The sequence below is a fragment of the Streptomyces sp. MI02-7b genome, assembly GCF_033793585.1.
Classification (GTDB): Bacteria; Actinomycetota; Actinomycetes; order Streptomycetales; family Streptomycetaceae; genus Actinacidiphila.
Map to the genome: position 1 here is coordinate 75,366 of NZ_JARAWX010000029.1, position 20,493 is coordinate 95,858.

At 72.1% G+C, this 20,493-nt stretch carries 15 protein-coding genes, 2 tRNA genes and 1 pseudogene; 5 read left to right on the plus strand and 13 right to left on the minus strand.

Annotated features, from left to right (window positions below):
* Positions 1-51: 51 nt before the first annotated feature.
* The gene (leuS, locus tag PV364_RS34520; RefSeq protein WP_319664636.1) at positions 52-2,916 is read right to left on the minus strand and encodes a leucine--tRNA ligase; all 2,865 of its coding nucleotides are present in this window, start codon (positions 2,914-2,916) and stop codon (positions 52-54) included.
* Positions 2,917-3,156: 240 nt separating this feature from the next.
* Positions 3,157-5,130 carry a S53 family peptidase gene (locus tag PV364_RS34525; protein WP_319664637.1) on the minus strand — a complete coding sequence of 658 codons (1,974 nt, stop codon included), beginning with the start codon at positions 5,128-5,130 and terminating at the stop codon, positions 3,157-3,159.
* A gap of 368 nt (positions 5,131-5,498) precedes the next feature.
* On the opposite strand from PV364_RS34525, the gene PV364_RS34530 reads away from it, so the two are divergent.
* On the plus strand, positions 5,499-6,632 hold the full coding sequence (locus PV364_RS34530; RefSeq protein ID WP_319664639.1) for a cytochrome b/b6 domain-containing protein: 1,134 nt from the start codon (positions 5,499-5,501) through the stop codon (positions 6,630-6,632).
* Positions 6,629-8,285 (plus strand): annotated as a pseudogene (locus tag PV364_RS34535) (NADH-ubiquinone oxidoreductase-F iron-sulfur binding region domain-containing protein). Before PV364_RS34530 ends, PV364_RS34535 begins: the two are co-directional and overlap by 4 nt.
* Before the next feature lie 23 nt (positions 8,286-8,308).
* Here PV364_RS34535 and PV364_RS34540 read toward each other — a convergent pair.
* Positions 8,309-8,381, minus strand: a tRNA-Ala gene (locus PV364_RS34540).
* A 124-nt stretch (positions 8,382-8,505) separates the two neighbouring features.
* Between PV364_RS34540 and PV364_RS34545 the strand changes: the two genes are divergently transcribed.
* On the plus strand, positions 8,506-9,735 hold the full coding sequence (locus PV364_RS34545; protein ID WP_319664640.1) for a glycosyltransferase 87 family protein: 1,230 nt from the start codon (positions 8,506-8,508) through the stop codon (positions 9,733-9,735).
* On the opposite strand, the gene PV364_RS34550 is transcribed toward PV364_RS34545, so the two are convergent.
* Positions 9,732-11,168 carry an MFS transporter gene (locus PV364_RS34550; protein ID WP_319664642.1) on the minus strand — a complete coding sequence of 479 codons (1,437 nt, stop codon included), beginning with the start codon at positions 11,166-11,168 and terminating at the stop codon, positions 9,732-9,734. The genes PV364_RS34545 and PV364_RS34550 overlap by 4 nt on opposite strands.
* Before the next feature lie 102 nt (positions 11,169-11,270).
* On the opposite strand from PV364_RS34550, the gene PV364_RS34555 reads away from it, so the two are divergent.
* Positions 11,271-12,185 (plus strand): helix-turn-helix transcriptional regulator, encoded by a 915-nt coding sequence (locus tag PV364_RS34555; RefSeq protein ID WP_415924642.1) that lies wholly within the window; start codon positions 11,271-11,273, stop codon positions 12,183-12,185.
* Positions 12,186-12,213: 28 nt separating this feature from the next.
* On the opposite strand, the gene PV364_RS34560 is transcribed toward PV364_RS34555, so the two are convergent.
* The 6 genes from PV364_RS34560 to PV364_RS34585 all read right to left on the minus strand — a co-directional run bounded on the left by PV364_RS34560 (position 12,214) and on the right by PV364_RS34585 (position 16,170).
* Positions 12,214-12,286 (minus strand) — tRNA-Ala (locus PV364_RS34560).
* A 95-nt stretch (positions 12,287-12,381) separates the two neighbouring features.
* Positions 12,382-13,035, minus strand: coding sequence for a histidine phosphatase family protein (locus PV364_RS34565; RefSeq protein WP_319664667.1), 654 nt, complete (start codon positions 13,033-13,035; stop codon positions 12,382-12,384).
* A complete protein-coding gene (rsfS, locus tag PV364_RS34570) occupies positions 13,032-13,469 on the minus strand; it encodes a ribosome silencing factor (protein WP_319664644.1) in 438 nt (145 codons plus the stop codon). The genes PV364_RS34565 and rsfS overlap by 4 nt, the downstream gene beginning before the upstream one ends.
* Positions 13,470-13,563: 94 nt before the next feature.
* Positions 13,564-15,357, minus strand: coding sequence for an LCP family protein (locus tag PV364_RS34575; RefSeq protein WP_319664645.1), 1,794 nt, complete (start codon positions 15,355-15,357; stop codon positions 13,564-13,566).
* Positions 15,358-15,394: 37 nt separating this feature from the next.
* Positions 15,395-15,976: a nicotinate-nucleotide adenylyltransferase gene (gene nadD, locus PV364_RS34580; RefSeq protein ID WP_319664646.1), complete on the minus strand. Its 582-nt coding sequence runs from the start codon at positions 15,974-15,976 to the stop codon at positions 15,395-15,397.
* Positions 15,977-16,011: 35 nt separating this feature from the next.
* The gene (locus PV364_RS34585; protein ID WP_018556595.1) at positions 16,012-16,170 is read right to left on the minus strand and encodes a hypothetical protein; all 159 of its coding nucleotides are present in this window, start codon (positions 16,168-16,170) and stop codon (positions 16,012-16,014) included.
* Between the two features lie 143 nt (positions 16,171-16,313).
* Between PV364_RS34585 and PV364_RS34590 the strand changes: the two genes are divergently transcribed.
* Entirely contained in the window at positions 16,314-17,441 is a 1,128-nt protein-coding gene (locus PV364_RS34590) for a M48 family metallopeptidase (protein ID WP_319664647.1), read from the plus strand.
* Here the strand turns inward: PV364_RS34590 and PV364_RS34595 are convergent.
* The 3 genes from PV364_RS34595 to PV364_RS34605 form a co-directional block, all read right to left on the minus strand.
* Positions 17,359-18,501: a hypothetical protein gene (locus PV364_RS34595; RefSeq protein WP_415924643.1), complete on the minus strand. Its 1,143-nt coding sequence runs from the start codon at positions 18,499-18,501 to the stop codon at positions 17,359-17,361. The two genes, PV364_RS34590 and PV364_RS34595, sit on opposite strands and share 83 nt — an antisense overlap.
* A gap of 65 nt (positions 18,502-18,566) precedes the next feature.
* Positions 18,567-19,055 carry a hypothetical protein gene (locus PV364_RS34600; RefSeq protein WP_319664649.1) on the minus strand — a complete coding sequence of 163 codons (489 nt, stop codon included), beginning with the start codon at positions 19,053-19,055 and terminating at the stop codon, positions 18,567-18,569.
* Positions 19,056-19,140: 85 nt separating this feature from the next.
* On the minus strand, positions 19,141-20,466 hold the full coding sequence (locus PV364_RS34605) for a glutamate-5-semialdehyde dehydrogenase (RefSeq protein ID WP_319664650.1): 1,326 nt from the start codon (positions 20,464-20,466) through the stop codon (positions 19,141-19,143).
* Positions 20,467-20,493: the final 27 nt, after the last annotated feature.

A 20,493-nucleotide genomic window follows, 5' to 3' on the forward strand; every position in this document is an offset into this window, starting at 1 on the left:
GACCCGGAGCGGGCCGCCCGCCGCTACCGCCGACGGACCCGGACCGGTGTCTCAGCCCGTGACGATGTTGACCAGCTTCGGCGCCCGGACGATCACCTTGCGCACGGCCGCACTGCCCAGGGCCGCGACGACCGCCGGGTCGGCCAGGGCCTGGGCCTCCAGGTCGGCGTCGGAGATCGCCGGCGGGACCTCCAGGCGGGCCTTGATCTTGCCCTTGACCTGGACGACGCAGGTGACGGTCTCGTCCACCACGTACGCCGGGTCGGCGACCGGCAGGTCCTCGTGCGCCAGGGACTGCTCGTGCCCCAGCCGCCGCCACAGCTCCTCGGCGATGTGCGGGGCCAGCGGCGCGATCAGCAGCACCAGGGGCTCGGCGACCTGGCGCGGCAGGGCGCCGCCCGCCTTGGTCAGGTGGTTGTTCAGCTCGGTGATCTTGGCGATGGCGGTGTTGAAGCGCAGGCCCTCCAGGTCCTGGCGGACGCCGTCGATCGCCTTGTGCAGGGCCCGCAGGGCGTCCTCGTCCGGCTCGGCGTCGGTCACCGTCACCTCGCCCGTCGCCTCGTCGACGATGTTGCGCCACAGCCGCTGCAGCAGCCGGTACTGGCCGACGACGGCGCGGGTGTCCCACGGGCGGGAGACGTCCAGCGGGCCCATCGCCATCTCGTACAGGCGCAGGGTGTCGGCGCCGTACTCGGCGGCGATCTCGTCCGGGGTGACGGCGTTCTTCAGGGACTTGCCCATCTTGCCCAGCTCGCGCTTGACCTGCTCGCCGCCGTACCAGTAGTCGCCGTCGCGCTCCTCGACCTCGGCGGCCGGGACCGGGAAGCCGCGGCTGTCACGGTAGACGTACGCCTGGATCATGCCCTGGTTGAACAGCTTGTGGAACGGTTCCACGGACGAGACGTGGCCCAGGTCGAACAGCACCTTGGACCAGAAGCGCGCGTACAGCAGGTGCAGCACCGCGTGCTCGGCGCCGCCGACGTACAGGTCGACGCCGCCGTGCGGCTGCCCCTCCCGCGGACCCATCCAGTACTGCTCGATCTCGGGGTCGACCAGCTGCCGGTCGTTGTGCGGGTCCAGGTACCGCAGCTCGTACCAGCAGGAACCCGCCCAGTTGGGCATGGTGTTGGTCTCGCGGCGGTAGCGGCGCACGCCCCGGCCGTCGCCCAGGTCCAGGTCGACGTCGACCCATTCCTGGTTCCGGGACAGCGGGGTCTCCGGCACGGTGTCGGCGTCGTCCGGGTCGAAGGTGCGCGGCGAGTAGTCCTCGACCTCGGGCAGCTCCAGCGGCAGCATCGAGTCGGGCAGGGCGTGGGCGACGCCGTCCTCGTCGTAGACGATCGGGAAGGGCTCGCCCCAGTAGCGCTGACGGCTGAACAGCCAGTCGCGCAGGCGGTAGTTGACGGTGCCCTGGCCGATGCCGCGCCGTTCCAGGTGGTCGATGACCGTCCGCTTGGCCTCGGTGACCCCCAGGCCGTTCAGGTCGATCTCCGCGTTGGCGGAGTTGATCGCCGGGCCCTGGCCGGTGAACGCCTCACCCTCCCAGCCCTCCGGGGGCTGGACGGTGCGGACGATGGGCAGGTCGAAGACGGTGGCGAACTCCCAGTCGCGCTCGTCCTGGCCGGGGACGGCCATGATCGCGCCGGTGCCGTAGCCCATCAGGACGTAGTCGGCGACGAAGACCGGGATGCGGGCGCCGGTCAGCGGGTTCACCGCGTGGGCGCCGCTGAAGACGCCGGTCTTGTTCTTGCCCTCGGTCTGCCGCTCGACGTCCGACTTGGACTGGGCCTGCCTGCGGTACTCCGCGACGGCCTTCGCCGGGGTGTCCGCGCCGCCGGTCCAGGCGTCCTTCGTGCCCTCCGGCCACGCGGCCGGCACCAGGGTGTCGACCAGCGGGTGCTCGGGGGCCAGCACCATGTAGGTGGCGCCGAACAGGGTGTCGGGCCGGGTGGTGAAGACGGTGATCGGGGTGGCCGCCCGGCCATCGTGGCCCTCGACCGCGAAGTCGACCTTGGCGCCCTCGGAGCGGCCGATCCAGTTGCGCTGCTGCAGCTTGATCGCCTCGGGCCAGTCCAGCGCGTCCAGGTCGGCCAGCAGGCGGTCCGCGTACGCGGTGATGCGCATCATCCACTGGCGCAGTTTGGCCTTGAAGACGGGGAAGTTGCCGCGCTCGGAGCGGCCGTCGGCGGTGACCTCCTCGTTGGCCAGCACGGTGCCCAGGCCGGGGCACCAGTTGACCGGCGACTCCGACGCGTAGGCCAGGCGGTACCCGCCCAGGACGGCGTCGCGCTCGGCGGGGCTCAGCTCGGCCCACGGGCGCTTGTCGGGCGTCTCCCGCACGCCCTTCTCGAACTGCTCGATCAGCTCGGCGATCGGGCGGGCGCGGTCGGCCTCGTCGTCGTACCAGGAGTTGAAGATCTGCAGGAAGATCCACTGGGTCCAGCGGTAGTAGTCCGGGTCGATCGTCGCGAACGACCGGCGCTTGTCGTGGCCCAGGCCCAGCCTGCGCAGCTGCGACCGCATGTTGTTCATGGCGGCCTCGGTGGTGACCCGGGGGTGCTCGCCGGTCGCCACGGCGTGCTGCTCGGCGGGCAGGCCGAAGGCGTCGAAGCCCAGGGTGTGCAGGACGTTGTGGCCGGTCATGCGCTGGAAGCGGGCGAAGACGTCGGTGGCGATGTAACCCAGCGGGTGGCCGACATGCAGTCCCGCGCCCGAGGGGTACGGGAACATGTCCATGATGAACTTCTTGGGCTTGGCCAGCTCGCCGTCCCCGGCCAGGTCACCGGTGGGGTTGGGCGCGGCGAAGGTCTGGTTCTCGTCCCAGAAGTCCTGCCAGCGGCTCTCGATGTCGGCGGCCAGCGCGGCCGTGTAGCGGTGGGGCGCGGCGGCCTCTGCGGCAGGGGTGGTCTCGCTCATCGTCCTTCGTACTCCATCGCTGTCATGACGGCCTGCGGCCCGGCCGTACGGGGTGTCTGCCTGCGGAAACGAAAAAGCCCCTCGCACAGGAGGGGCGCCGCACTGACATCGATCCTGGTCAGCGCGGCTTGCTAAGCAGAAGGCGTACGGCATGCATGAGGTCAGGTTACCGCAGAGGCGGAAGGGCCCGCACCGAGGTTCCCCCCGGTGCGGGCCCTTACGTGCCGCTTCGCGCCGTGCTCAGTGGCGGCGGCCCGGCTTGTACGAGTCGACGTAGCCGCGCGCCGGGGTGCCGACGCCGGTCACGTCGTCGTAGCCGACGACGGCGGACAGCGAGCTGTCCTTGCCGAGGCTGCGGAGCGAGGTGAGCAGGCCGTCCGACGCGTCGAAGCCGTTGGCGAAGTCCACGCGGACCACCGCGAGGTCCTTGCCGCGGCCCAGCGGGTGGTCGGTGACGTCGTGGTACGCCCCGGTGCCGTAGCGGTCGTAGATCAGCGGGTTGGCGAAGCCGATCGGCACACCGTGCCGGGCCTGCTGCGCCAGCGCCTGGACGCCCGCGATCACCGGCGCGGCGAGCGAGGTGCCGCCGATCCGGTACTCGCTGTACTGGAGCGACCCGTCGGGGAACGTCTGGGTCTGGCCGACCAGGAAGCCGGTGTTCGGGTCGGCGACGGCCGAGATGTCCGGCTCGACGCGCTGCTTGACCGTGCCGCCGTTGGCCAGGGCGAGCGAGTTGGGAACGACGCCGCGCTGGTAGAAGGGCTGCGCGTAGAGCTTGCTGGTGCCGCCGCCCGCGCCGGAGGTGTAGGCGCCGGGGAAGCCGGTCCAGCTGGAGCCGTCGGTGGCCAGCGTCGCCTTCAGCGTGCCCCAGCCGGTCTCCCACTGGTACTTGTCGCCCTTGCCGACGGCGAGCGCGGTGCCGCCGACGGAAGTGACCCAGGGGGAGTTGGACGGGACGTCGACCTGCTTGGCGCCGGTCCCCAGGGGATTGGCGACGTTGTCGCCCGCGTCACCGGAGGAGAAGTAGAAGCCGATGCCCTCGACCGCGCCGATCTGGAAGATCTGGTCGTACGCGGCGGCGATGTCCGGGGTCTCGTTGGACTCGAGGTCGCCCCAGGAGTTGGAGACGATGTCGGCGAGCCGGTGGTCGACGATCTTGCCGAGCGCGTCGAGCAGGTCGTCGTCCGTGCAGGAGGAGGCACCGACGTAGGTGATGTCGGCCGCCGGGGCGAGGGCGTGCACCGCCTCGACGTCCAGGGTCTCCTCGCCGTACCAGTTGGAGGCGTCGCACTCGTCCGGGCCGGTGAAGCGGTAGTCGGCCGGCAGGACCTGGGAGAACTGGCCGCGCTTGTAGGACGCGTCGCCGTTGCGCGCCGCGTACTTCTTGGCGTCGGCGGCGATCGTCGGCGAGGCGAACGCGTCGGTGATGGCGACGGTGACGCCCTTGCCGGTGTACGAGCCCGCTCCGTAGGCGGCGCGCAGCTGCTTGCCCGTGTAGCCCTTGACGGCGTACGGGGCGTGCGTGCCGTAGGCGACCGGCAGGTGCTTGTTGGTGTTCGACCCGTAGTACGTGGAGAAGGGACCGGAGTTCTTGAAGACGCCGGCGGGCGGCGGGAGCGTGTCCTGGTGCTGGGCGCGCCGCGGGGAGTTGTCCAGGCCGGTGACCGTGAGCACCGTGCCGCTGAGGGCGGCGGGGACCGAGGCGGTGCCGACCGGGGCGCGGTAGGTCTTCGAACCCTTGCTGAAGTTGTGCAGCTGGGTACCGAAGGCCTTCTCGGCGGCGGAGACGTCGCCGCTGACCGTCAGATAGTGCTCAGTGACGCCGGTGACCTTCAGGCCGGAGGACTCCAGCCACGCGGTGGTCTCGGAGACCTGCTGCCCGGTCGCGCCGAAGCGGGCCTTGGCCTGGGCGGCCGACAGGAAGCTGCCGTACGAGGCAGACGCCGGGTCGGACACCGCCTGGGCGTAGGCGGCGAGGCCCTTGGCGTCACGGCCGGCCAGGTACACCCGGAGGGTGACCTTGTTCGCGTCAGAAGTGGCGCCCTTGTCGGACTTGGTCGTCGCCCAGACCGGCTTGCTGCCGGCGAGGGTGTGACGCCCGTGCGAGGCGTCGGCCTGGGCCGTGGGTATGCCCATCGCCAGCGCACCGGCGACCAGCGGCAGCGCCGCTGCCAGGGCCAGGCCGGCCCGCTTTCTGGAGCGGGTGGAGCTCATGTAACCCCCTGCTGTGTGAAGTTCTGACGGACAGCGGCGTGTCTGCATCGGCCACGCACGTGAACCGCCTCGCCACTCTCGCGGTGAACGGCTCATGCCAGGGACATGTGTTCGCCAAGAAGGGCCCAAGGAAGCGTCACGAAAGGGCAATTGGAGGGGCGTAAAGGTCCGGAACGAGGACATATGGAACCGGAGACCGGACACGGTCGGCACGAGCCGGAAGAAACCGGACAAGTCCGCCTGCGGGCGGCCGAACATCCTTACCGAACGGCGGCCGAACAAACCGACGTTAGCAGTTCGTAATGATCCGCATCCCGGGTTGTCGAAAGACGATCGAAGTGGGTACCCGACCGGGTTAGCGTCAGCGCATGCGCACCAACCGTCAGTCCTCCGACAGTCGCCGGAACCCCCCGCTCCCGGCGAGCGCCACACTGTCCGGGGCTCTCCGCACCGCACAGTCGCCGCGTGTCTGGGCGACCGCCGGTACCGCCGCCGCTCTGCTCGTCCTGGCCTTCACCGCGGGCCCGGCCCTGCGGGCCTTCCTGGACTTCGGCGCCGGTGTCCTCACCCTCGTCTCGCTCAGCTGCACCGTCATCTGGGGCCTGGTGTCCACCGACACCGTCTTCCTCGGCCCGCGCGAACGGCTGGTCACCCAGGGCATCCACCGCGCCCTGGGGGTCGCCGCCATCGGCTTCCTGATCCTGCACGTGACGACGAAGGTGGTCGAGGTCCGCGTCACCACCGCCGGCGCCTTCCTCCCCCTCGGCGTCACCGGCCGCGACGGGCTCATATCGCTGGGCGTGCTGGCCGCCTACCTGATGATCCTCGCCGCCGCCACGGGCGCGATGCGCAGCATCTTCGCCGCCAGACGCCACCCCGTGCGCTGGCGCATCCTGCACGGCATGGCGTACGCCTCGTGGTGCGCCGCCCTCGTCCACGGGCTGGAGTCCGGCCGGGCCGCCAAGCCCTGGGTGATCATCTGCTACATGGTCTGCCTGGTCGGCGTCGCCATCGCCCTGGTGGTCCGGCTGCGCAAGGTCCGCGGCGAGTCCGTCTTCCCCGAGACCCGGGAACGTTCCGCGTCCTTCCGCAACCTGGCCCGCGGCGCCGGTTCCGGCGGCCGGCGGCGTGCCGTCCGCGAGGAGGGCGGCCCGGCCCTGGCCAGCGCGTACACCGACCCGCTGCCGCCGCTGCCCGGCTTCCCGGCCGCCGGCCAGTACACGCCCACCCCTCCCCCGGCCCCCGGCCTCGCCTTCGGCACGGACCCCGCGGGCGCCACCATGCAGCTGCCGCAGGTTCCCGCGGACCCGCAGTCCCCGTATTCTCAGCAGCCCCAACAGCCGTACCAGCAACAGCCCCAGCCCGGCGCCTGGGACGGCACCCCTCCTTGGGGGACCGAAGTGCCCGGCGGCGTCCAGGACACCGATCCGCTGGGAGCCGACCGGCTCCAGCCGATCTCCTGGCAGCAGTCGACGCCCGGACCTTATGAAGGACAGCGATGAACCTGCCCGCCATGCCGGACCGCTCACCCGCCCTTCGTACGGGGGCGGGTGATGTGCTGCCCGACGTCCGTACGGTCGGGCTGCCCCGAATAACCGCGGGGTTCGACGAGGTGGAACGACTGGACCGGGTCACCCATCTGAACGTGCACGGTTCCATGCCGACCATGACCGAGGGCGAACTCCTGGACCTCGCCGAGCTGATGGGCCTGCGCGGCCGCGGCGGCGCCGGTTTCCCCTTCTACAAGAAGCTCAAGGCCGTCGGAGAGGCCGCGCGCCGGCGCGGCAGCCCGACGGCGATCGTCGTCAACGGCTGCGAGGGCGAGCCCGCCTGCCGCAAGGACGCGGTCATCCTGCGCCGGGCACCGCACCTGATGCTGGACGGCGCCCTGCTGTGCGCCGAGATCCTGGGCGCGCGCGAGCTGGTGATCAGCGTCACCCGCGACACCAACGAGCAGTCCGTGCGCGACGCTCTGGCCGAGCGCGGTCTCGGCGCCAAGCGCGGCCGCCAGCTGAGGGCCCGCATCGTGCGCATGCCGGAGCGCTTCGTGTCCGGCGAGTCCTCCGGCATCATCTCGGCGGCCAACGGCGGTCTGCCGCTGCCGCCCGGCAAGAAGGTGAGCGCGAGCGAATCGGGCATCGCCGGGATGCCGACGCTCTTCTCCAACACCGAGACCTTCACCCAACTCGCCGTCGGCGCCCGCATGGGACCCATCCGCTTCGGCTCCGCGGGCGCGCCCGGGGAGCCCGGCACCGCCATGCTCACCGTGTCGGGCTCGGTGCCCCGGCAGACGGTCGTGGAGACCCCGACCGGCGTGCCCATGTCGTACATCCTGCAGATGTGCGGCGGGAACCCGGGGCAGGGCGTGCTCGTGGGCGGCTACCACGGCAACTGGATCGACCCCAACATCGCGTCGATGGTGACCATCGCCCGCGAGTCGCTGGAGGCCCACAAGGCCACGCTCGGCGCGGGCGCGCTGCTGCCGCTGGACCCGGGGCTGTGCCCGCTCGGCGAGTCGCTGCGGGTCGCGCAGTGGCTGGCCGCCGAGACCGCCGGGCAGTGCGGGCCGTGCCGCCTCGGCCTGCCCCGGATGGCCGGACTGCTGCAGGACGTGCTCAACGGCGGCGGACAGGCCGCCCTGGAGCAGCTCCGGCAGACCGCGGTGGCGGTCAAGGGGCGCGGGGTCTGCAAGCACCCCGACGGCTCCATGCGCTTTGTGATGTCCACCATCAACGCCTTCACCGACGACCTCGCGGCCCACGTCCTCGGCGGCGGCTGCGGCCGTCCCACGGTCGGCGTGCTCCCCCTGCTGAAGTCCGAGCCCTCGCCGCTGCTCGGCGGCCCCGCGAGCGGCAACACGGCCGCGGCCGCGGGCAACAAGCGGCTGGTCGTCGACTGGACGCTGTGCAAGGGCCACGGGCTGTGCGCCGGCGTACTGCCCGAGATCGTCCGGCTGGACCGCGACGGCTACCCCGACATCGCCGGGACGCCCGTCCCGCCGCACCTGGACGCCGCCGCCCAGCGCGCGGTGGCCCGCTGCCCCGCGCTGGCCCTGCGGATGGAGGAGGGCGGGCGCCGCTGAACGTCCGCCCGGCCCGGCGGTGGCGGCCACCGGGCCGGGGCGGTCCGGTCACGCGGAAGGGCCCGATACCTGAGGTACCGGGCCCTTCGCGTGAAGTGGAGCTACGGGGATTCGAACCCCGGACCTCTTGCATGCCATGCAAGCGCTCTACCAACTGAGCTATAGCCCCGCGTTGCCGTTCCTCCGGGTCCCCCCGGCGACTCGGCATACATTACACGGCCGCGGGGGCGGTTCGCCAAATCCATTCCGGTACTGTCGGCTGACCCCGACCCCCAGGACTGGAGACGGCCCCCGTGACCGCCACGCAGCGCATCGTCGACGCCACGGCGGAACGGACGCACCGCCTCCGCCGCCCCACCGTCGTGGCGGCCGTGGTGTGCCTCGTCTCGTTCACGGCGTTCTGTCTGGCGCAGCACGCCGCCCATGTCTCGATGATCGACCTCACGGTCTACCGGGCCGAGGGATGGACGGTGCGGCAGGGCGGCGACCTGTACGCGATGCGCGTCACCCACGCTCAGCTGCCCAACACCTACCCGCCCTTCGCCGCCCTCCTCTTCACGGCGCTCACCCTCCTGCCGGCCGGTGCCGCGCGGATCGCCGCCACCCTGCTCAACCTCGGGCTGCTCGTCGCGCTCGCCTCCCTCTCGCTGCGGCTGGCCGGGCCGCCCCGACGGCTGCCCCCCGCGGCGGCGGCCCTCGCCCTCGCCGCGGTCGCGGTGTGGTCCGAGCCGGTGTGGACGACGCTGCGGTACGGGCAGATCAACCTGCTGCTCGCCGTGCTGGTGCTGTGGGACCTCACCCTGCGGCCCGGTTCCCGGGCGGCGGGCGTCGGGATCGGCATCGCCGCCGGGATCAAGCTCACACCCGCGCTCTTCGTGGTGCTCCTCGCCGCCGGCGGGCTCGTGCTGGCCTGGCGGCGCCGGGAGCGGTGGAACGACCACCTGCGGCGCGCCTGCGTCGCCGCGGGCGTCCTCGCCGCGACGGCCGGCCTCTCCGCGGTGGTCCTGCCGCACGACTCCCGGCGCTTCTGGACGGGGGTGATCTTCTCCGCGGACCGGGCCGGGCACGGCGAGGACACCGCCAACCAGTCCCTGCGCGGGGTGCTCGCGCGGGCCCTGCACACCGGTGATCCGGGGACGTGGTGGCTCGTGACGGCCGCTCTGGTGGCGTGCGCCGGGCTCGCCGTCGCCGTCGCCGCGCTCGCCTCCGGCGCATGGGCCTGGGCGGTGGTCTCCTGCGCGGTGACCGCGCTCCTGGTCAGCCCCGTCTCGTGGTCCCACCACTGGGTGTGGGCCGTGCCGCTCGTCGTACTGCTCGACCGGGTCTCGCGGGCCGCCGCCGTCGCGGCAGGGCTCGTCTTCTGCTCGTACGGGCTGTGGCTCATCCCCCACGGGGACGGCGTCGCCCGGCCCGAACTCCACCAGTCCGCCTGGCAGATGGCCCTGTCGGCCGTCTACCCGGCGGTGGGCGTCGCCTTCTTGTGCGTCGCGGCGGCTGTCGCCGTACGGCGGCTCAGGGCCTAGCCACGACGCCGCGACGACAGCCCCGCCAGCGCGCCGAGGGCGGCCGTCAGGGCGAGCCCCCAGGAGGTGAGGGCGATGGCGTGGGCGGAGGAGCCCGAGGAAGCCAGGCGGTTGAGGAAGAGCGTGCCCAAGGCGGCGACGCCGATCAGCTGGCCGAGCTGCGTGACGGTGGCGAGCAGCCCGCTGGCGTCGGCGGCGTCCTGCGGCGCCACCCTGCCGAGCGCGAGCGTGAGCGTGGGGCTGAACGACGCGCCCAGCCCGAGGCCCACGCCGAACTGGACGACGAGGAAGGGCAGCTCGTGCTGCTGCCCGTCGCGCAGCAGCAACCCCATGGCGGCGAACGAGACCGCGGCCACCACCAGTCCGAGCGGGGCGAGCAGTGCGTGCGTACGCGCCGGCAGGCGGCGCCAGTTGAGCCCGACGCCACCGAAGGCGACGGCCGCGGCGGTGAAGGTCAGCCCGGTGCGCAGCGCGCTGAGGCCGAGACCGCTCTGCAGGTGCAGCGCGATGGAGAACAGGAAGCCGGCGTTCAGCGCCATGGCGACGGCGATCACGACCACGGAGCGGCGCATGCCGGGAGCGCGCAGCACCCGCGCGGACACCAGCGGCGCCCCGCCGCGACGGGTCAGCCGGGCCTCCAGGACCGCGAAGACGCAGAGCAGCACGGCGCTGAGGCCGAGGCAGATCCAGCCCCACAGGGGCCAGCCCTCCTCCTGCCCGAGGACGAGCGGGACGGTGAAGAGCGTCACGGCGGCCCCCAGCGTGACCAGGCCGGGCAGGTCCAGGCCGCGGCGGCGCTCCGCCGCCCCGTCGGGGTCGCGCGGGACGACCCGCGGCGCGAGGACGAGCAGGCCGATCCCGATGGGCACGTTGACCAGGAACACCGGACGCCAGCCGGTGCCGAACAGGTCGGCACTGACGAGGAGGCCGCCGAGGGACTGCCCCGCGGCCGCGCCGGTGGCCAGCACGGCGGAGTAGACACCGAGGGCGCGCACCCGCCGCTCACCGGTGAAGTTGCGCTGGATGAGGCTGAGCACCTGGGGGATCATCAGGGCCGACCCGGCGCCCTGGACGAGCCGGAAGCCGGTCAGCTCCCCGGCGGACTGCGCGAGGCCGCAGGCCAGCGAGGCCGCGGTGAACAGCCCGAGACCGGCGACGAAGGTCCTGCGGTGGCCCCACAGGTCGCCGATACGAGCACCGGTGATGAGCAGGACGGCGTAGGAGATCGTGTAGCCCGCCACGACGAGCTGGAGGGCGGCGCCCGAGGCGTGCAGGTCGGTGCGGATGGTGGGCGCGGCCACGTTGACGATGAAGACGTCGAGCAGGGCCATGAACTGGCCGGTCAGTACGGTGCCGAGCAGCCGGCCGGCCGGTGCGCGGCCGCCCGTCCCGGCACGGGACACGGGCGGGGCGGAGACAGTGGGGTTCGCCATGGCACGAGCCTGCGGCCGGCCGCGTACTGGTGCCGAGAGCCCCTGGATGCTGGTACTGACAGCACCTGGCACCCGGTCCGGTCCCGGTGCACGATGGGTCACATGTCCGCCGTGTCCGCTCCGCGACGCATCGAACTCGCCGCCTTCCTGCGCAGCCGGCGCGCCCGGATCACCCCGCAGGACGTGGGCATGCCCCCGGGCCTGCGGCGCCGCACGCCGGGACTGCGGCGCGAGGAGGTCGCACAGCTCGCCGGGGTGGGGGTGACCTGGTACACGTGGCTGGAGCAGGGCCGCCCGATCAACGCGAGCGTGCAGGTGCTGGACGCGGTGGCGCGCACGCTGCGGCTGGACGTCACCGAGCGGCAGCACCTGTACCGGCTGGCGGGGGTGCCGTTCGTCCGCGAACAGGCCGCCGAGGCGGAGGCGGTGGGCCAGGAGGTGCAGGACATCATCGACGCCCTGGACCCGCTCGCCGCGGTCGTCTACAACGCCCGCTACGACGTGCTGGCCTGCAACGCCGCCTACCGGTACACCTTTCCGTCGGTGCGGCTGGACTCCCCCGCCGACCGCAATGTGCTGCGGCGGCTGTTCACCGGCCCGGCGTGCTGCTCGGCGTTCATCGACCGGAGCGAAGAACTGCCGCGCATGGTCGCGCAGTTGCGCGGCGCCTACGGCCGGCACGTGGGCGAGCCCGTCTGGGAGTCGTTCATCGAGCAGATGGTGCGCTGGAGCGCGGAGTTCGCGCGGATGTGGGCGAGCGGGGACGTGGCGCCACCGGGGCAGCGGATCAAGACGATCCAGCACGCGTCGGTGGGCATCGTCCGGCTCGCCTCGACCTCGCTCGCGGTGGACGCGGCGCCGGAGCACCGGATCGTGGTCTACACCCCGGTCGACGAGGAGAGCCGGGTGCGGATGGCACGGCTCCGCGAGCTGCCTGACCCGCTGGTCGGCTGCCCCGAGCACGCGCGCCCGCTGTCGCAGCTCGCCGGCGAACGCGAAGAATCCCGCCTCCCCTGAACCAGGGGGACGGGATCCGGTGTCGCTGTGGAGCTACGGGGATTCGAACCCCGGACCTCTTGCATGCCATGCAAGCGCTCTACCAACTGAGCTATAGCCCCGCTGTCCTCAGGCTTTCCGCCCGGCGAACGAGAAGAAGCTTAGCCGGTCAGGGCCGGATTTCCGAAATCGGCCCCGGCGGCCCCGTCACCGCGGTTCAGTCGTCGTCGCCGAGCACCGGCTCGGGCAGCGTGCCCGCGTTGTGCTCCAGCAGACGCCAGCCGCGGGCACCCTCGCCCAGCACCGACCAGCACGTGTTGGACAGGCCGCCGAGCGCCTCCCAGCTGCGCGGGTCGAGGCCGAGCAGCCGTCCTATCGTCGTGCGGATCGCGCCGCCATGGCTGACCACGACGAGGATGCCGCCGTCCGGCAGTTTGTCGGCGGCCGCGAGCACCACGGGAGCGGCCCGGTCGGCGACCTCGGTCTCCAGTTCGCCGCCACCGCGCCGCACGGGCTCGCCGCGCTTCCACGCCGCGTACTCCTCGGGGTGACGTGCGGTGATCTCCTCGTGGGTCAGGCCCTGCCAGACACCCGCGTAGGTCTCCCGCAGGCCCTGGTCGTACGTGATGTCCAGGCCCGTCACCGCCGCCAGCTCGGCGGCCGTGTCCGCGGCCCGCTGCAGGTCCGAGGCGATGATCCGGTCCGGCTCCAGGGCCGCCAGCAGGCGCGCCGCCCGTTTGGCCTGGCCGACGCCGGTGTCGGTCAGCGGGATGTCCGTGGTGCCCTGGAAGCGGCCTTCCAGGTTCCAGGCGGTCTGGCCGTGCCGCCAGAAGACGATGCGCCGGCCGCGGCCGCGGGTGTGTCCGTTCAGCTCAGCTCTCCGTCCTCGTCGGCCACCGACATGGCGCGGGCGTGCTCCTCGGCCTTGCCGCGGGTCGCCACGGCGTCCTTGGGCAGCTCCAGCTCGGGGCAGTCCTTCCACAGCCGCTCCAGAGCGTAGAAGACGCGCTCCTCGGAGTGCTGGACGTGCACCACGATGTCCACGTAGTCGAGCAGCACCCACCGGCCCTCGCGCTCACCCTCGCGGCGCACGGGCTTGGCGCCCAGCTCCTTGGCGAGCCGCTCCTCGACCTCGTCGACGATGGCCTTCACCTGGCGGTCGTTCGGCGCGGAGGCGAGCAGGAACGCGTCGGTGATGGCGAGAACGTCGCTGACGTCGTAGGCGATGATGTCGTGCGCGAGCTTGTCGGCTGCCGCCTGGGCGGCGGTCTGAATGAGCTCGATGGAGCGGTCCGTGGCGGTCACAGGTGCGGCTTTCCGGTCGGGGACGTCGTACCCCCAAGGGTCTCACGGACCGCGGACAGTCCCCGACCGGTTATCCGGCCGGGGACCGGACGGCTCAGGGCTTGGGCGGCGGGGTGTAGTCCTGGCCGAGCACGACCGTGATGTCCGCGTTCGCCGGAACGGTGCCCTTGGTGACGGCCTTGGCGGGCAGGTTCAGGGTCTTCGCCAGCTCCTGCGCGTTCGTCTTCTGGTCGGCGGCGCCGTACACGACCTGGGAGGTCGCCCGGGTGGCGGTGGTGGTGCCGGAGACGTAGGTGTAACCGCCGCCGACGATCTGCACCTGCGCCTCGCCCGCGTTGGCGGACAGGCCCGAGCCGTTCTTCAGGCCGACCCGCGGGATGCCGTCGGACGCGGTGTTGGTCACCGTGCCGCCGAGGACGTCCTTGACGATTCCGTCGGTGTCCTTCTCGCTGACCGTCCCGTCGGCCTGCACCGGGAGGGTGTCGGTCCGGTACGCCCCGGTCTTGGCCTCCTCCGACAGCGCCGCGAGGCTGCTGCCCAGGTCCTTGGCGGTCAGCGGGGGCTCGATGACCTGGTTGAGGCCCTCGACGGTCTTGGTCGCCAGGTCCGGGTCGCTGTACATCTTCTTCAGCACGCCCTGGACGACCTGCCCGAACCGGGCGAGCTGCTTGTCCTGCGCCTCGCCGGGCCCGCGGTAGGTGGCGTACGCGACGGCCGCCTGTCCGCCCAGCTCCTGCTGCTTGCCGGGCTTGACGAGGACCTTGCCGCCCTTCTTCTTGTCGGCCTTCACCGTGGCGTCGGTGTCGACGAGGATGCCGCCGAGGGACTCGACAAGGTTGTCCAGGTAGGGGGTGTCCAGCCGCCAGGTACCGCTGATCTTGGTCCCGAGCAGGGTCTCCAGGGCCTCGCGGGTGGGGGCGGAGCCGCCGTCGACCACCGACTTGCCGAGTGTGGTGCTGCCTCCGTCGTCGCTGCTCACGGCGAGCGAGTTGGGCAGCAGCACCGTGGTGCCCTTCTTCGTGGTCGAGTTGCTGACCAGCAAGGCGGTGGAGGTCTCGTTGCCGTCCACCGGACGCAGGTGCAGCACGAGCACGTCGCGCTTCTGGCCGCCCGCGGCCTGCTGCGTGGTGCCCGAGTCGCCGCCGAGCCCCGGGATCTTCCCGGCCTTCCACAGGTAGCCGACACCGCCGACCGCGGCCAGCGCCACGACGACGACCAGGGCGACGACGCGGTTGCGGCCGCGGCGCTTGGCCTCCTCGCGCCGCTCGGTGCGGGATTCGGTGAACTTCAGCCAGTCGATGACCTCTTCGGACTCCTCGGTCTCCTCGTCGATGAAGGAGAACTGCCCCGTGGAGTAGTCCCCGTTGCCCGAGGGGCCGGAGGGCCCTGAGGGGCCGGAGGGTCCCGCGGGCCCCCGACCGGACGGACCGGACGGCGCGGGGGCCTGTACGCGAGCCTGCGCCTGGGGGGCCTGCGGCTCGGGCTCGCGGTAGACGGGCTGCGGCTGCGTGTGCTGCTGCTGCTGGTACGGCGGCTGGGGCTGCGGCTGCTGCTGGGGCTGCTGCGGCTCGTAGTACGGCTCCTGGTACTGCGGCTGCTGCGGGATCCAGCCCTGGTACTGCTGCGTCTGCTGCGTCTGCTGCGCCTGGGACGGGGCCTGCCGCTGGTCGTAGCCGTAGTCCTGCTGCTGCCCGTAGCCCTGGCCCTGGTACTGCTGCGGCTGCTGCGGGGCACGGCCCGGCGCCTGGGCGTAGGGGTCGTAGCCCTGGTCCTGCTGCTGGTATCCGTAATCGCCCTGCTGCTGTGCGTAAGGGTCCTGGGGGTAGGGGTCCGGTCCCTCCTGCTCGGGTGTTCCCTCGGCGTAGTGCCATCGGGGGTAGTCGTTCACTGGGGACCCCTCCAGTTGCCGCTGAGCCGCTGATCGATTACCGGTAGAGCCTGCGTTTGTCGATGTAGCGCACAACACCGTCGGGCACCAGGTACCAGACGGGCTCCCCCTTGGCGACCCGGTGCCGGCAGTCGGTGGAGGAGATCGCGAGGGCGGGCACCTCCACCAGGGAGACGCCGCCCGCGGGGAGACCCGGGTCGGACAGGACGTGCCCGGGCCTCGTGACGCCGATGAAATGCGCCAGGGAGAAGAGTTCCTCGGCCTCGCGCCAGGAGAAGATCTGCGCCAGCGCGTCGGCTCCCGTGATGAAGAACAGCTCCGCCTCGGGATGGTCGGACCGCAGGTCGCGAAGTGTGTCGATGGTGTAGGTGCGGCCGCCGCGCTCGATGTCGCTGCGGCTGACCGAGAACTGCGGATTCGACGCGGTGGCGATCACCGTCATGATGTAGCGGTCCTCGGCGGCCGACACCTTCTGGTCGCTCTTCTGCCAGGGCTGGCCGGTCGGCACGAAGACGACCTCGTCCAGCTGAAAAAGGTGTGCCACCTCGCTGGCCGCAACGAGGTGACCGTGGTGGATGGGATCAAACGTCCCACCCATCACACCGATTCGCTTCTTCATGCGGACAGACCCTACCCGCATCCCCGTCTGCGGCCTCAGCGGTCGCGGTTGAAACGGGTGGTGATGAAGAGCAGGAGCAGCAGCGCGAACAGGGCGCCGCCACCGGTGAGGTACGGGCTCAGGCTCTCGTGGTTGCCCCCGCCCTCACCCTCGGCGAGCGTGGTCAGGACGGCGGCGGTCGCGTAAGAGGTCATTCGCAGTTTCCCTTGGTGACGGTGCGTACTCTCGGCGGGCTTTGGGACTTGGGGGACATGGTACGGGCGGTGCGGACGGAACTTCGCGGTGGCTCCGCGCGTCCTCCCTGTGTATGGACGGCCGACCAGGGGAACGGGGAGACATGTCCGGTCCGATTGATCCGAACGGCGTGCAGGGCGGCACGGGGGGCGACGGCGACCGTCTGCCGGGGCGGAACCGGCGCCGGTTCCCGGGAATCTCCTCCCGGGCGTACGAGCACCCGGCCGACCGCTCGGCCCTGGTGGCGCTGCGCAAGCTCAGCGGCTTCGACACCGTCTTCAAGGCGCTCAGCGGGCTGCTCCCGGAGCGCTCGCTGCGACTGCTGTTCCTGTCGGACTCGGTCCGGGTCGGCGACGAGCAGTTCACCCACCTGAACGACATGCTGCGGGACGCCTGCTCCATCCTGGACCTGGAGACCGTCCCGGCCATGTACGTCACGCAGGACCCCCAGCCGAACGCGATGTGCATCGGGCTCGACGCGCCGATCATCGTCGTCACCACCGGCCTGGTGGAACTGCTGGACGAGGAGGAGATGCGGGCCGTGGTGGGCCACGAGGTGGGCCACGCGCTGTCCGGGCACTCCGTGTACCGCACCATCCTGCTCTTCCTCACCACCCTGGCCCTGCGGGTCGCCTGGATCCCGCTGGGCAACATCGCGATCATGGCGATCATCACGGCGCTGCGCGAGTGGTTCCGCAAGTCCGAGCTGTCCGCCGACCGCGCCGGTCTGCTCGTCGGCCAGGACCTCCAGGCGTCGATGCGCGGTCTGATGAAGATCGCCGGCGGCAACCACCTGCACGAGATGAACGTGGACGCGTTCTTGAAGCAGGCCGAGGAGTACGAGGAGTCCGGCGACCTGCGCGACTCCGTGCTCAAGATCCTCAACGTGCTGCCGCGCAGCCACCCCTTCACCACGGTGCGCGCCGCGGAGCTGAAGAAGTGGGCCGCGTCCCGCGACTACCAGCGCCTCATGGACGGCCACTACCCGCGGCGCAGCGAGGACAAGGACACCTCGGTGTACGACTCCTTCAAGGAGTCGGCGAACCATTACGCCGACACGGTGAAGACCAGCAAGGACCCGCTGATGAAGCTGCTGACCGACCTCGGTTCGGGCGCCGGCGACATCGGCGGCAAACTGCGGGACCGGTTCACCGGCGGAGCGGCACAGGGCTCCCAGGGGCCGCAGAACTCTCCGAAGGACGCGCCGCCGGACTCCCCTGCCGCGCAGTGACGCCCGGCCCGGCGAGCGACCCGGGGGCCAGCGCACCGCACACCGAGGTGATCTGGTGGCGGTGGTCGTACGGGTCGACGCCGGCCTGCGCCGCGGCCTTCTCCCCGGCCAGCAGCGGCTCGAAGCGCTCCGCCGGTCCGGACCCGCAGGACAGCGGTCCGGCCTCCACGTCGGCCTGGAGCAGCTCCACGTGCTGGTCGCGCAGGTCCTGGCGGTCGAAGCGGATGCGCAGCGCGCGCCGCACGGTGAACAGCGAGGGCTCGCCGTTCCCGACGGCCGCGCGCACGGCGTAGACCATGGTGTGGTCCGTCAGGACCTCCAGGGCGTCGTCGGCGGTCTCCATGACGGCCATGGTCCCGGCGACCCGCACCTGCTCGTCGGCCAGGGCGATGCGGGCCGGGTCCAGACGCACCAGCCAGCCCGTGGCGGCGTGCCGCCCGTCGTCGGCCGGGGCCGTCAGGCTGCGGTCGAACTGCACCCGCTGCCCGGGGTCCAGCATCTCCCGGACCGTCCTCACCTCGCCGCCGGTCAGGGCCGCGGGGTCGACGGCCGAGGCCCACAGGTACTCCTTGGCCAGGGTCAGCGCCTGCGTGACCTGGCTCTCGCCGAAGTGCGGGGTGCTGAAGGGGGCCGGAAGGGTGAATCCCTCGCTGCCGGTCCGGTAACCGGCGGCCGCGCTGCCGGCGAAGGGGCGTGCGCGGTCCGCGGCGGGGACCGCGCCGGCCGGGGCGAGCGGGACCAGGGTGATCCGCAGCGGCTGGGCGACGGGCTCGGGAGCCTGCTCGTAGGGGTTGCGGATGCCGAGGTAGATGGCGGTGCCGAAGGCGACGGCGATCAGGACCACCAGGACCAGGGCCTGGCGCGTGGCCCCGCCCCGGGCCCAGAAGCGCCGGGTGCGGACCGCGCGGGTGGAACCGTCGAGGCGCTCGCGGGCCGAGTACTCCTGGATCCGGGCAGCGCGGACGAACGATTCGTCGAACACGACGGATCGGTACTCGTCGTCGCCGCTTCCCGGGGAGCCCTCGGGAATTCCCTCAGGTGGGTCACCAGGCCCGGTCATACAACAAGCGTAGGTCTGTCCGGGCTCTTTAAAACGTCCTGGTACGAGACAACTTCTCTCGGCCCTCAGGGCGTTGGGCTGACCACCAAGGGCGGCATCGAGGGCGCCCCGATACGGCCCGTCGGGGCAGGCGGGACGGCCGGCTGGCGGCTGCCTCCCCCGGCGCCCCGGTAGACGGCGGCGAACGTCAGCGCGACCACGCCGATGCCCATGACGACGGCCAGCAGCCAGGCCACCATGCGGTGCCAGCGGCCGTGTCCGCGGTAGGGGCGGCGCTGGGCGTAGAGCTCGTCGTACTCGTCGTCCTCCGCGGTGCGGTCCGTGCTCTCCTCGTACGGGGCGGAGCCGTCCTGGACGCCGAGGAGGCGGGCCCGGGAGGCCTCGGCCTCGGCCTGCGCGGTGGCGGCGGCGAGCATGCGCTCGTGGGCGCTGGGTTCGTGGAAGGCGGCCGCACGTATGAAGGCCTCGTCGAACACCACGGACGCGAATTCGTCATCCGCGCCACCGTGGTCCTCGCCGTCCGGGAACGGCTTGCCCCCCAGGTCGTCCGGCACCCGTCCAGAATAGGGCCGATGACGCGGATTGGGCAGGGCGCCGGGGAAAGTCCGCCCCGAAGTGGGTACGTCCCCCGGCCGGCCCTCAGCCCCGGGTCTGGCCGTCGCCGGTGATGACGTACTTGGTCGAGGTCAGCTCCGGCAGGCCCATGGGGCCCCGGGCGTGCAGCTTCTGCGTGGAGATGCCGATCTCCGCGCCGAAGCCGAACTGCCCGCCGTCGGTGAAGCGCGTGGAGGCGTTCACGGCGACCGCGGCGGAATCCACCAACTGGGTGAACCTGCGGGCGGCGGGCTGCGATCCGGTGACGATCGCCTCGGTGTGCCCGGACGACCACAGCCGGATGTGCGCCACCGCGGCGTCCAGGGAGTCCACGACGGCCGCGGCGATGTCGTGGCTCAGGTACTCGGTCTCCCAGTCCTCCACGGTGGCCGGGACGACGGTCGCCCTGGTGCCGGACTTCCCGGCGATGTCCCGGACACGCTCGTCGGCGTGCACGGTGACCCCGGCCGCGGCCAGCGCGTCCAGGGCGCGCGGCAGGAACTCGCCCGCGATGTCCTGGTGCACCAGGAGGGTCTCGGCGGAGTTGCAGACGCTGGGCCGCTGCGCCTTGGAGTTGACCAGGATGCGCACCGCCATGTCGAGGTCGGCCTGCGCGTCCACGTACACGTGGCAGTTGCCGGTGCCGGTCTCGATGACCGGGACCGTGGACTCCTCGACCACGGAGCGGATCAGTGAGGCGCCGCCGCGCGGGATGAGCACGTCGACCATGCCGCGGGCGCGCATCAGCTCGCGCACCGACTCCCGGCTCTCGCCCGGCACCAGCTGGATCGCGTCGGCCGGCAGCCCGGCCCCGCCGATCGCGTCGCGCAACACGGTGACCAGGGCGGTGTTGGAGTGGTACGCCGAGGAGGAACCGCGCAGCAGCACCGCGTTGCCGGACTTCAGGCACAGGGCGGCGGCGTCCACGGTGACGTTCGGACGGGCCTCGTAGATGATGCCGACGACGCCCAGCGGCACCCGGACCTGCCGCAGGTCGAGCCCGTTGGCCAGCGTGGAGCCGCGGACGACCTCGCCCACCGGGTCGGGCAGCCCGACCACGTCCCGCACGTCCGAGGAGATGGCGCGGACGCGCTCGGGGGTGAGGGTGAGCCGGTCGACGATGCCCTCGGCGGTGCCCGCGGCGCGGGCGCGTTCGACGTCGAGGGTGTTGGCCTCGACGATCTCCTTGGTGCGCACCAGGAGGGCGTCGGCGATCGCCAGCAACGCGTCGTCCTTGGCCGCGCGCGGCAGCGGCGCGAGGTCGGCGGCGGCGGACCGGGCGCGGTAGGCGGCCTGCAGGACCGGGGACGCCGGCCACGGCGAGGGCAGGGAGGCGGCGAGGTCGTCGTTGCGGTGGCTGCGGCTGCTCATAGCCGTCAGCGTACGGCGTGGGCACCC

Excerpts from the sequence above, each read along its gene's own strand:
- leuS (WP_319664636.1), bottom strand. The coding sequence starts at position 2,916 with ATGAGCGAGACCACCCCTGCCGCAGAGGCCGCCGCGCCCCACCGCTAC.
- PV364_RS34525 (WP_319664637.1), bottom strand. The coding sequence starts at position 5,130 with ATGAGCTCCACCCGCTCCAGAAAGCGGGCCGGCCTGGCCCTGGCAGCG.
- PV364_RS34530 (WP_319664639.1), top strand. The coding sequence starts at position 5,499 with ATGCGCACCAACCGTCAGTCCTCCGACAGTCGCCGGAACCCCCCGCTC.
- PV364_RS34550 (WP_319664642.1), bottom strand. The coding sequence starts at position 11,168 with ATGGCGAACCCCACTGTCTCCGCCCCGCCCGTGTCCCGTGCCGGGACG.
- PV364_RS34555 (WP_415924642.1), top strand. The coding sequence starts at position 11,271 with ATGTCCGCCGTGTCCGCTCCGCGACGCATCGAACTCGCCGCCTTCCTG.
- nadD (WP_319664646.1), bottom strand. The coding sequence starts at position 15,976 with ATGAAGAAGCGAATCGGTGTGATGGGTGGGACGTTTGATCCCATCCAC.
- PV364_RS34585 (WP_018556595.1), bottom strand. The coding sequence starts at position 16,170 with ATGACCTCTTACGCGACCGCCGCCGTCCTGACCACGCTCGCCGAGGGT.
- PV364_RS34590 (WP_319664647.1), top strand. The coding sequence starts at position 16,314 with ATGTCCGGTCCGATTGATCCGAACGGCGTGCAGGGCGGCACGGGGGGC.
- PV364_RS34595 (WP_415924643.1), bottom strand. The coding sequence starts at position 18,501 with ATGACCGGGCCTGGTGACCCACCTGAGGGAATTCCCGAGGGCTCCCCG.
- PV364_RS34605 (WP_319664650.1), bottom strand. The coding sequence starts at position 20,466 with ATGAGCAGCCGCAGCCACCGCAACGACGACCTCGCCGCCTCCCTGCCC.